This window comes from Anabaena sp. 4-3, from assembly GCF_001597745.1.
Taxonomy (GTDB): Bacteria; Cyanobacteriota; Cyanobacteriia; order Cyanobacteriales; family Nostocaceae; genus Trichormus.
Genome location: NZ_LUHJ01000047.1, coordinates 1,784 through 9,513, shown reverse-complemented (window position 1 = coordinate 9,513; position 7,730 = coordinate 1,784). Strand labels below are relative to the sequence as shown.

Genomic DNA, 7,730 nt, shown 5'->3' with positions numbered 1-7,730 from the left:
TTTCCTACGGCGGGAAACCCGCCTACAGAACTTTTCGCAAAATTCTTGCATTAAAGATTTTTTGGGGAAAAATCTTCCTCATCTAAGTTTCTTAATTGCGAATTGAGAATTGCGAATTGCGAATTGGTATAACTCCCTCATCTCCCCTGACACCCTTACTACCTAGACAACTGCACGTTTATATGCTTCATCCAACACTTCCGACAGCGTTGGGTGGGCGTGGACTAAATGGGCTAGGGTTTGGACGGTTTGACGGTTAGCTATGGCTGCTGACGCTTCGTGGATTAAGTCGGAGGCGTGTAAACCAAAAATGTGTACACCTAAAACTTCCCCGGTGTCTTTGCGGTAGATAACTTTAGCTATACCGTCGGCTTCGTTTTCTGCCAAGGCTTTAGAATTACCTTTGAAGTAACTTCTACTGGTGGCAATTTCAAAACCTTCAGCTTGTCCTAATTCCTTAGCGGCTGTTTCTGTTAAGCCGACATAGCTAACTTCAGGATGGGTAAAGGCGGCGGCGGGAATGCTACGATAATCGGCTTTTCTATCCCGTCCGAGCATATTTTCTACAGCAACTATACCCTGTGCTGAAGCTGCGTGTGCTAACATCATCTTGCCGTTAGCATCGCCAATTGCCCATAAATGCGGTACAACTTCCCCGGCTGATAGCACTGCCATGCGATCGTCAACCGGGATAAAATTACGGCGGTCTAGTTCTACACCCACAGATTCTAAACCGAGATTTTGAGTAGCAGGAATGCGTCCTGTGGCTACTAAGCAAGCATCAACTTCGATGACATCGACTACTTCCTTAGTTTTGAAATCTGCCAACTCAATCACTACAGGCGAACCAGGAATTACTTTTTTCGCGTAGATTCCCACTTTTGTTTCAATATCGCGGGGTGTAATTAGTACCCGTTCTGCGATTTTAGCAATGTCGCGGTCAAACCCTGGCATGAGTAAATCAAGGGCTTCAATCAATGTGATTTCACAGCCCAAAGCTGAGTAAATATCAGAGAACTCTAAACCAATGTAACCACTACCAATAATGGCTATCCATTGGGGGAGTTTTTCTAGCTTCACAGCTTGGTCGCTAGTGAAAACTGTTGTACCATCTACTTCAATCCCTGGGGGTACAAAAGGTACAGAACCAGGAGACAGAATAATATCCTTAGCGGTAATGGTTTTTTCACCACCTTCGCCTGTCACCGTCACTTTTTGGATGCCGGCGATTTTACCCCAACCCCTGATGATATCGACTCCCAGGCGTTTGAGGCTGTTGGTTAAATCTCCTTGAATTTTGGAGACAAGATTATTGGCGTGATCAGCGATCGCTTGACGATCAAATTCTACACCGCCAATCTGAATTCCCAAAGACTTCAGGTGGTGGGCATCGCGCAATTCCCGCACACGTCCAGATGCGGCTAACAACGCCTTAGATGGAATACAGCCTCGGTTGACACAAGTTCCCCCCATATCGGCTGCTTCAATAATCGCTGTTTTCAGGCCGCAACTTACCGCGTGTAGGGCTGCGCCATGTCCCCCTACACCTGCGCCTATAATCACTAAATCATAATCAAAGTCATGACTCACGTTAGTTTCCCCGTGTGCTTCGCATAATCTATTCTCAACTCCACCTGCCATCCGTGCAACCCCCATTGTGAATTGATTTGTCCCCCTCATCTTCCCATTATGACCATAAAAGTATTTGCAGCCTTATGGCTGAATAATTAATCTGGAATTACAATCACCTATAGGATTTTTCCCAACGATCGCTTAATGTCTTTTCCGAATATCAGTGAATTCACAGTCCGCCGTTATGCCAACTCGAAGTCTTTTCAGCGCGGTGAGGCATACTTTGCATCAGGTGCTGTTACTAAAATTACCCAGCGTGGACAGCAGATACAGGCCGAGGTTGAAGGTAATCAAGGCCAGCCTTATCATGTCTGCCTGAATTTTCATGATCAAGGTATAGCTTCAGCCAACTGTGATTGTGCCTATAGTTTCGATGGTTGGTGTAAACATATTGTAGCAACGATACTGGTTTTTACCCGTCAACCAGATATCATTGAACAACGCCCTACCCTAGAACAACTATTAAATCGTCTTGATCATCTCCAGACTCAAAGACTGGTGCAGGAATTAGTTGCAGAGCAACCCCAACTAATTGATATTATCGATCAACACGTCAGTTGGATGACGAACCCTGCGCCCAAACCTCTATCCACTCAATCAGAAAGGCAAATTACTGTAAATGTTGCGGGATTTCGACGAGACGTTCAGCAAATTCTCCGGGATGCTGTAGATTACTTTGAGGAGGGATATGAGGAAGATCCTTTAACAGAAGAATTATTTAGTTTGGTGCAAGCGGCGTTAGAGTTTAATGAACGGGGAGAAAGTTATAATGCGATCGCCATTCTAGAAGCCATTACCTCTACCTGTGCAGAAAATTGGGACGAGGTATTAGAATACGGTGCTGATAATGATGAAATTTCCTGGGAATTGAATCTTGTTTGGAGTGAGGTAATTCTCTGTGCCGAACTCACCCCAGAAGAAAAAGTTGATTTGCAAGTAAATTTGGAAGTCTGGCAAGACGAATGGCATACTGATTTTGCTATGGCTTTAGAAGCTTTACGCCAAGGTTGGAATGACACGCAACTGCTGCTAGTTCTCCAGGGAAATATCACAGAAAAAGGGGTTTGGGCGCAAGAAATACCAGAATATGCAGATGATTTGGCAATTATTCGCCTGAAAATTTTAGAACGTCAACAACGTTACCCAGAATATCTGTATGTAGCGCAAGCAGAAGGACAAACGGAAGCATATCTCACTATGTTAGCACGCTTAGGCAGGATAGAGGAAGCCGTTGCCACTGCCCAAACAGAAATGAGTTCCCAAGAAGAAGCTTTCGCTTTAGCTAAAACTCTCGCACAACAAGGTTCATTGTCGCAAGCTTTAGAAATTGCCGCAGCTGGTTTTGAGTTATGGGGAAATTGTCAGTACGAGTTGGGAATTTGGACAAGTGATTTAGCCCTAGAATTGGGTAATCGTGAAGCTGCTTTATTAGCACTCACCGCCGCTTTTGAAGTTAAGCCGCAGTTTGTAGATTATCAAAAGATTGCAGAATTAGCCGGAGAAGACTGGGAAATCATTAAACTAGATTTATTGAGAATAATTTACACCTGTGAGGATTGGGGAAGGGAATCCGCAAAGGTAGATATATTTTTACATGAAGGATTAATTGATGATGCTATTGCAACGGTGAGCGAACTGACTCATCATCACGCGCCTTTAATTCATCGTGTCATGGAAGCAGCCATTAATCATAATCCTGACTGGGTAATTGCTAACGCCAGTCGTCGCGCCGAAAGAATTATGAATGCAGGTAAAGCGGAATATTATGGTGAAGCTATTGCATGGTTAAAACAAGCACGCGCTGCCTATATAGCATCTGGAAGACAAGCAGATTGGACACGTTATCGAGAATTGTTGATAGCCATCCACGGGCGTAAGCGTAAATTCATGGGAATGTTAGAACAAGAGGGTATGGATTGAAATATAAGTTGTGACAAATTTATGTATTGTTTTTCCCCTGTAACCCCAGAATTGTAGACAAGGCCAATGCTAATTGCTCATTTGTACAATTACAACAGGTCTAATTCCTGCTTGTTCTGTTCCCACGACTGGATTTAAATCACACAGAAATACATCCCCTCGTTGAACATCTACCACTTAATTTCTCCACGCGCTAGGCGGTTTTCATAGTCTTCTAAGTTTAAAAGGTCAATCTACGAGCGATCGCACACAAAACATCCTCACTTTAACCGCGTAACATTCACCTAACCGCCATTACACACTCAGGCTTTTAGATTCTTCTGTGTGCCTTTGCGCGAATCTATAATTTTTCAAAGCTAACTAAACGGAGAGGGGGGGATTTGAACCCCCGAACAAGTTACCCTGTTTCCGCATTTCGAGTGCGGTGCATTCAACCACTCTGCCACCTCTCCAGATATTCATTTAGGGGTGTGGTATGTTTCCCAAGCTGGGAATGTTTACCTATAACCCATGCTACTTGTCTAAAGACTACGGCTTGTTCGCAACCTATTGTACCACATATATCATTCTGCTTGTCATGCCACAGACTACACTTGTCTGATGCTACATCTCAAACTTTAACTGTCAAGGATATATGTTGATGTGGCTAGAGTTTTTGCTGCTGCTTGCATCAGTTCAATGTCTGGTTGTGACCAAAAATGTGGACTTTGACAGTGATGTGCGACTAATAACCCCCATAATCCTTTGGGTGTGACAATGGGTACAACTAGGTTAGCACGAACTTGCATAGTGCGGAGAAAATCCCGATGACAAGCTTCTATAGGTTCGGCTTCCACATCAGCGATCGCTCTCACACGCCCTGCCAAATACAAAGCTGCATATTCGTCCTTAAAACATTCATCAGGCCCTGTTGATCCTAAGATGGAAAATTCCTGAGAACTTAAGGATTCAAAAGTTACCTGTCCATGCCACTGCCAATAAAAATAATATAAAACTACACGATCAACCTGAAGAGCGTCACGAAGTTGATGCGTCGTTTGTCTAATCAATGCGTCCCTTTGCATTGTTTGCACAAGACGATCAAGAACCTTTTTCAAGCCCTCTTCAGCACTTGTATTTGAACTTGGATCAAATTCTGCGTGAGGATAAATTGACACAGTTTTAAAATTATAAATTCAGTCAGACCTGTTAGTTCTATATAGTAATTGATGAGATTTTATGGCAAAACTATACTACCCCAAAAGGTTTTATATAATTCTGCACTAATAGAATAATAAACAAAAGTTCCCTTATTTTGAATAACTTAAACTTCAATTAATATAACTTTTTGTTGGTAAATCTCATCATAATTCATTAAAATTTAATATTTTTAATTTTGAACAATCTTGTAGGTGGGCATTGCCCACCCTGAAGATAGCTATCGGTCAACAGAACCCATGATTACGTCGATACTACCGAGAATCACGACAATATCTGCGACTTTTACACCCCGCAGCAAATGAGGTAGAATCTGGAGGTTATTAAAATCTGCTGGGCGAATCTTCCACCGCCAGGGGAAGACGTTATCATCGCCTACTAAATAAATACCTAGTTCGCCTTTACCACTTTCTACACGGGCGTAAGCTTCGCCTTTGGGCATTTTGAAGGTGGGAGCAACTTTTTTAGCAATGTATTGATAATCAAAGGCATCCCACTCGGATTTTTTCCCAGCAGCTAAACGCTTGGCTTCTAGGTTTTCGTAGGGGCCTCCGGGGAGTCCTTTGAGGGCTTGCTTGAGAATCTTCACAGATTCGCGCATTTCCCGCATCCGCACCATGTAACGCGCTAAACAATCTCCCGCAGTTTCCCACTGTACATCCCAGTCAAAATCGTCGTAGCATTCGTAGTGGTCTACTTTCCGTAAATCCCACTTCACACCAGAAGCGCGTAACATCGGGCCGGAAAGTCCCCAGTTAATTGCTTCTTCGCGGGTGATAGTCCCTATACCTTCAACACGACGGCGGAAGATGGGGTTATTGGTAACTAACTTTTCGTATTCATCAACTACGGGTAGGAAGTAGTCACAGAATTCCATACACTTATCTACCCAACCGTAGGGTAAATCAGCCGCAACGCCACCCACACGGAAGTAGTTGTTATTTACCATCCGGTAGCCTGTGGCTGCTTCCCATAAATCATAGATCATCTCCCGTTCCCGGAACTGGTAGAAAAAGGGAGTTTGCGCGCCTACGTCGGCTAGGAAGGGGCCAAACCATAGCAGGTGGTTGGCGATGCGGTTTAATTCTAGCATGATGACGCGGATGTAGCTGGCACGTTTTGGTACAGTGATACCTGCTAGTTTTTCCGGTGCGTTGACGGTGACAGCTTCATTAAACATACCTGCTGCGTAGTCCCATCGGCTAACGTAGGGGACATACATAACGGTGGTGCGGTTTTCGGCGATTTTTTCCATTCCTCGGTGCAGGTAGCCAATCACCGGTTCACAGTCAACCACATCTTCACCATCTAAAGTGACAATTAACCGCAGAACCCCGTGCATGGAGGGATGGTGTGGCCCCATGTTCAGCACCATAGGTTCAGTGCGGGTTTCTATTCTTGCCATAAGTTCCGTGTTCTCCCATTCAGAAAATTTTCAGTTGAACCGCTTAGATGCCATCCAGACACGAGTTTCATGTCTGCCAGTATCACTTTTGTAGAGACAATAATTTTGGGACAAGCCCGGCATTTATTGCCCATACAGGAGTATGTTGGAGGGATGGGGGCAGCAGAGGACTGTTTCTCGATGTTGCATTTTGTTTCACTTCTTCAACTATTATATGAAAGCTCGATATCCAATAAATTAAGGCACGGGATTTTTTCATCTCGCCTGAGTCGGGAGAGGAAAATCGGCAGTGCTGAGACAGGGGAGGTAAGTTTTGATGTTTGAGTCTAGATATTAAGATAAGTTATTTTTTGCGTTCAAATTTGAATTTACCAGAAAAAATACGCCTGTATATTTTTCATTTCAATTTTGATTTTCTTAGCGACTGGCGAATAGAGTATTTTTGATGTTCTGTATTCAGTAGCTCAATGATGAGAGGTTATTATTCAGGCGATCGCTCGCATTTTCCGGTAATTACTCATGACTCACACGATATGATTTTAATTAGTTATCACACTGACAATCAAAACTAAACTCAATAGCAAATTAACGGTTAAACATAGAATAATTATCAAGTTATATTGGGCGACTTTTTGGGTTTTAAATAATATAAATGTATTTTTTTACGCTAAAATCTCATGAATTCTCATTCTGCCAACTTACCCGCTACCGAAGAACCCACTTTTTCCCATTTACCAGTGTTACCGCAGGAAGTAATTACAGGTTTGGGGGTACATTCTGGGGGACATTATCTAGATGCAACGGTAGGGGGTGGCGGGCATAGTCGTCTAATTTTAGAGGCTGCGCCGGATGTGCGGTTAACAGCACTTGATCAAGATGAAGATGCTTTAGCCGCCGCACAAAAGGAATTAGCGGAGTTTGGCGAAAGAGTTACGTTTATCCGCAGCAATTTTGCGGCATATAGTTATCCCACAGCTAGGTTTGATGGGATTTTAGCAGATTTGGGTGTGAGTTCTTACCACTTAGATACTCCAGAGCGAGGTTTTAGCTTTCGCCATACTGGTAGTTTAGATATGCGAATGGATCAAAGGCAAGCTGTGACGGCGGCTGATGTGATTAATGAGTGGGATGAGACGGATTTAGCAGATATTTTCTTTAAATACGGAGAAGAACGGCTATCACGGCGCATTGCTAGACGAATTGTCGAAAAAAGACCATTCCATACCACTACAGAATTAGCTGAGGCGATCGCTTTTAGTGTGCCGCGTCAATACCGTTATGGTAGAATTCATCCGGCTACCCGTGTGTTTCAAGCGTTGCGTATTGTCGTTAACGATGAGTTAAAATCCCTGGAAACTTTTTTAACTACAGCACCTAACGCCCTAGTCACAGGTGGCAAAATTGCCATTATCAGCTTTCATAGTCTAGAAGACCGTTTAGTAAAACATGGTTTACGTAATTCACCCCTATTAAAAGTCTTGACAAAAAAGCCAATTACTGCTGTTGAAGCTGAAATTGCCAATAACCCGCGATCGCGTTCTGCCAAACTCAGGATAGCAGAGAGGGTTTAGGGATT

6 protein-coding genes and 1 tRNA gene are annotated in these 7,730 nt (G+C 43.5%); 2 read left to right on the top strand and 5 right to left on the bottom strand.

What is annotated here, in order from left to right:
- Positions 1–162: 162 nt before the first annotated feature.
- Positions 163–1,590, bottom strand: coding sequence for a dihydrolipoyl dehydrogenase (gene lpdA, locus A3775_RS12225; protein ID WP_066382961.1), 1,428 nt, complete (start codon positions 1,588–1,590; stop codon positions 163–165).
- A gap of 186 nt (positions 1,591–1,776) precedes the next feature.
- Between lpdA and A3775_RS12220 the strand changes: the two genes are divergently transcribed.
- The gene (locus tag A3775_RS12220) at positions 1,777–3,552 is read left to right on the top strand and encodes an SWIM zinc finger domain-containing protein (RefSeq protein WP_066425163.1); all 1,776 of its coding nucleotides are present in this window, start codon (positions 1,777–1,779) and stop codon (positions 3,550–3,552) included.
- 69 nt (positions 3,553–3,621) lie between these two features.
- On the opposite strand, the gene A3775_RS23570 is transcribed toward A3775_RS12220, so the two are convergent.
- From A3775_RS23570 to A3775_RS12205, 4 genes are all read right to left on the bottom strand, one after another.
- A complete protein-coding gene (locus A3775_RS23570; RefSeq protein WP_197480143.1) occupies positions 3,622–3,729 on the bottom strand; it encodes a type II toxin-antitoxin system PemK/MazF family toxin in 108 nt (35 codons plus the stop codon).
- A 188-nt stretch (positions 3,730–3,917) separates the two neighbouring features.
- Positions 3,918–4,004: transfer RNA gene (locus A3775_RS12215), tRNA-Ser, on the bottom strand.
- Between the two features lie 165 nt (positions 4,005–4,169).
- A complete protein-coding gene (locus A3775_RS12210; protein WP_066425161.1) occupies positions 4,170–4,709 on the bottom strand; it encodes a GAF domain-containing protein in 540 nt (179 codons plus the stop codon).
- 260 nt (positions 4,710–4,969) lie between these two features.
- The gene (locus A3775_RS12205; RefSeq protein WP_066382922.1) at positions 4,970–6,154 is read right to left on the bottom strand and encodes an NAD(P)H-quinone oxidoreductase subunit H; all 1,185 of its coding nucleotides are present in this window, start codon (positions 6,152–6,154) and stop codon (positions 4,970–4,972) included.
- Between the two features lie 677 nt (positions 6,155–6,831).
- Here A3775_RS12205 and rsmH point away from each other — a divergent pair.
- On the top strand, positions 6,832–7,725 hold the full coding sequence (rsmH, locus tag A3775_RS12200) for a 16S rRNA (cytosine(1402)-N(4))-methyltransferase RsmH (protein ID WP_066425159.1): 894 nt from the start codon (positions 6,832–6,834) through the stop codon (positions 7,723–7,725).
- Positions 7,726–7,730 lie beyond the last annotated feature (5 nt).